The sequence below is a fragment of the Mesorhizobium sp. M5C.F.Ca.IN.020.29.1.1 genome (assembly GCF_003997375.1).
Lineage (GTDB): Bacteria > Pseudomonadota > Alphaproteobacteria > Rhizobiales > Rhizobiaceae > Mesorhizobium > Mesorhizobium wenxiniae.
Genome location: NZ_RZSW01000632.1, coordinates 1 through 3,089, shown reverse-complemented (window position 1 = coordinate 3,089; position 3,089 = coordinate 1). Strand labels below are relative to the sequence as shown.

Sequence of the window (3,089 nt, the reverse complement as noted above, 5' to 3'; positions counted from 1 at the left end):
CCTCGGGCGCCACCGCCAATCTCGGCGTCGGCCTGCTGTTCAACGCGTTCGCCGCCGTCGTCATCGGCGGTGTCAGCCTGAAGGGCGGCGTCGGCACCCTGCCCGGCGTCTATGCCGGCGTGCTTTTGCTGTCGGCCATCAACACGGCGATCAACCTGATGGGCCTTCCGGCCAACTTCACCCAGGTGATCCACGGCCTGCTCGTGCTTGCCGCCGTGCTGCTCGACGCTTTCAAGCAAACCATTCGCCAGAGGCTGGCATGACCGGGCGTCTCAAAGACAAGGTCGCGCTGATCGTCGGCAGTGCGCGCGGCATCGGTAAGGGCATCGCACAGCGCTTTGCCGAAGAGGGTGCGAAGCTGGTCCTGGCCGATACCGAGGTCGAGGTCGGGCAAGCGGCCGCGGACGAGTTCGGCGCTGTCTTCATCCGCACCGACATCTCGCAGCTGGTCGATGCGGAGGCCGCCGTTGCGCTGGCGCTCGACCATCACGGCCGTCTCGACATCATGGTCCAGAATGCCGGCATCTATCCCTGGCAGTTGCTGGAGAACACCAGTCCGGAGGACTGGGACCGCGTCATGGCGGTCAATTTGCGCGGCACCTTCAATGCCGCCCGTGCCGCACTCGTTCCGATGAAGGCGCAGCACTTTGGCCGCATGCTGTTCACCTCCTCCATCACCGGCCCACACGTCACCAGCCCTGGTCACGGCCACTATTCGGCGACCAAAGCCGGTATCAACGGCCTGATCCGTTCGGCCGCTCTCGAATTCTCGGGCTATGGCATCACCGTCAACGGCGTCGAGCCCGGCAATATCCTCACCGAAGCAATCCAGCTGCATCGCGGCGCCGCCTATATAAGGAACATGGAGGACTCCATACCGCTCGGCCGCCTCGGCAGCCCGCGCGACGTGGCCAATGCTTTCCTGTTCCTGGCCTCCGACGACGCCAGCTACATCACCGGCACGACTATAATCGTCGACGGCGGGCAGCTGCTGCCCGAAGGCAAGGATTTCCGGCTCCTTCCGCCATGATCCTCGTTTTCGGCACCGGTTTTTTCCTGCACCGGGCGGCAGATCATGCAGCACTTGCCATGGTTCGTCTCAAGAACGGCGGCGCGGGCAAGGATCGTAGCCAAGCGACTTGGCTTCGCGCCGGAAGCTGCAGGCTGAGGCCTCGCCAGACGTGCCGCGGCGCCGAGGAAACAAGGCGTGAGTCGCGTCGATAAAACTCGATTCGCTACCAATACTTTAACATCGGTTTACCCGAAGTTGGTAACAGCAACGACGCTCGTTTTCATAATCAAGCAAAGGGCCTACCTTGCCGCAGCATTTCAGCTCTCCTTTCGGCCATCGGAGCGATTGCAACTGGGCGAGATCGCACCGCCACGAACACCTGACGGTCGCCCCGATGGCCGATGGGAAGCCTGGCGTCGCCATGGTCCGGACACGCGGTGGACGGGACTCCGGTGGCGGGAGCCGGGCTTGAGCGTCATTCGCGCCCTGGAAGGTGCCGATCTTCCGGCAGTCGCAGGCATGTTTCAACGCGTGCTGCGCAAAGAGCGGACCGAAGCGTCGGCCTCGCTCATCGAATATATGAGACGGTTTTATCTGGAGGCGCCCGGTTGCGGAGGCGATCTCCGGTCGCTAGTCCATGTCAACGACGCCGGCCGCGTCTCCGGGTTTGTCGGCGTTCACGCATTGCCGATGCAGTTCAACGGCCGGCAATTACACGCCGCCATTTGCAGCTCGCTCATGGTCGAGGATCATGAGCGCGATCCGATGGCCGGAGCCCGGTTGTTGAAAGCTTACCTGGATGGTCCGCAGGACATCTCTTTCAGCGAGACGGCCAACGACATCTCCGCAAGGTTGTGGACACGGCTGCGTGGCGTGGTCCTGCCGCAATACAGTCTCGACTGGGTACGCGTGATGCGGCCGTCGAGCTTTGTGCTCAGCCTTTCCGCCAGTCGCTTGAAGCTTGCCCGAATGCTCAATCCGTTTGCGCATGCCATCGACCGATTTTATTGCAGGCGAATGAAGTCCAGCGAACGCCGCTGGTCCGGTGTGGCGCCGGACGGGGCAGGCCATGGCGCCCTCCGGACGTCGGAAATCGACAGCGGCACATTTGCCAAGCTCGTCGAACCGTTGACCGCCCAGTTCGTCCTGCGCCCGGAGTGGGCGGAAGGCCAGCTCGATCACATCCTGGCCGATGCGGCACAAAAGCCGGATATGGGCGAGCTTGTCTTCGTTTCCGTGACATCGCCAGTCGGCACCAATGTCGGCGCATTCGCCTATCACGCACGGAAAGATGAAATCGGTCGCGTGCTGCAGATCCTCGCCCTTCCCGGGCAGGCGGGTTCGGTGATCGACTGCCTGATCGATCATGCCGCCGAACGCGGCGTCAGCGGCCTGCGGGGACGGATTCAACCCGCACTTCTAGAAGCAATGCTTGGGCGGCGCATAGCTTTCCTAACTGTTGCCTCGACCGTGGTGCATTCACGCGATCCAGAGCTTTTGGATGCCATGAAGAACTCGCAAGCTTTCCTGAACGGGCTTGCGGGTGAGCAGTGGAGCCGGCTGATCGGCGGCCGCTTCACCTGAAGTGCGGTTTAGGACATGGCCCGATTCGAAGCAGGTCAGGTACCGACTTCCTCGACCTCATCAACGAGTTGCGGGCGCAGGTGCAGATTGCGCGTGGCTTTTCGCTTGGCGGTGATATCGGCCCAGACGCGTTCCACTTGTGAGGCGTCTAGTCCCGCCGCCTGGCCGACCACTTCGGCCGCCACGCCTTTGTTGAGGCCGAAAAGGCAAATATCCATCCGATCATAGGGAAGCGAGAAGTAGAACTCCTCCTGCGTCTGCGCCAGCGAGTAGGTATCGGTGGTCGGCGGCCGTTTGCGGATTTCCTCTGGAACGCCGAGATAGGCCGCCAGCGCATAGACCTGCGTTTTATAGAGATGTGCGATCGGCTTGACGTCAGCCGCGCCGTCACCGTTCTTGACGAAGAAACCCTGATCGTATTCCAGCCGGTTCGGCGTTCCAAGAACGGCGAAGTTCAAGCGATCGGCATGATAATATTCGATCTGTTTGCGGG

At 62.0% G+C, this 3,089-nt stretch carries 3 protein-coding genes and 1 pseudogene; 3 read left to right on the top strand and 1 reads right to left on the bottom strand.

The window, feature by feature from the left end; translation table 11 throughout:
• From EOA85_RS31185 to EOA85_RS31175, 3 genes and pseudogenes are all read left to right on the top strand, one after another.
• Window positions 1-263: pseudogene (locus EOA85_RS31185) on the top strand (ABC transporter permease); the annotation flags it as partial.
• Window positions 260-1,030: an SDR family oxidoreductase gene (locus EOA85_RS31180; RefSeq protein WP_127212296.1), complete on the top strand. Its 771-nt coding sequence runs from the start codon at window positions 260-262 to the stop codon at window positions 1,028-1,030. The pseudogene EOA85_RS31185 and the gene EOA85_RS31180, both read left to right, overlap by 4 nt.
• 450 nt (window positions 1,031-1,480) lie before the next feature.
• A complete protein-coding gene (locus EOA85_RS31175) occupies window positions 1,481-2,596 on the top strand; it encodes a hypothetical protein (RefSeq protein WP_127212295.1) in 1,116 nt (371 codons plus the stop codon).
• A 35-nt stretch (window positions 2,597-2,631) separates the two neighbouring features.
• On the opposite strand, the gene nadE is transcribed toward EOA85_RS31175, so the two are convergent.
• Window positions 2,632-3,089, bottom strand: a 458-nt coding sequence (gene nadE, locus EOA85_RS31170; RefSeq protein ID WP_127212294.1) for an NAD(+) synthase, incomplete at its 5' end; no start/stop codon positions are given.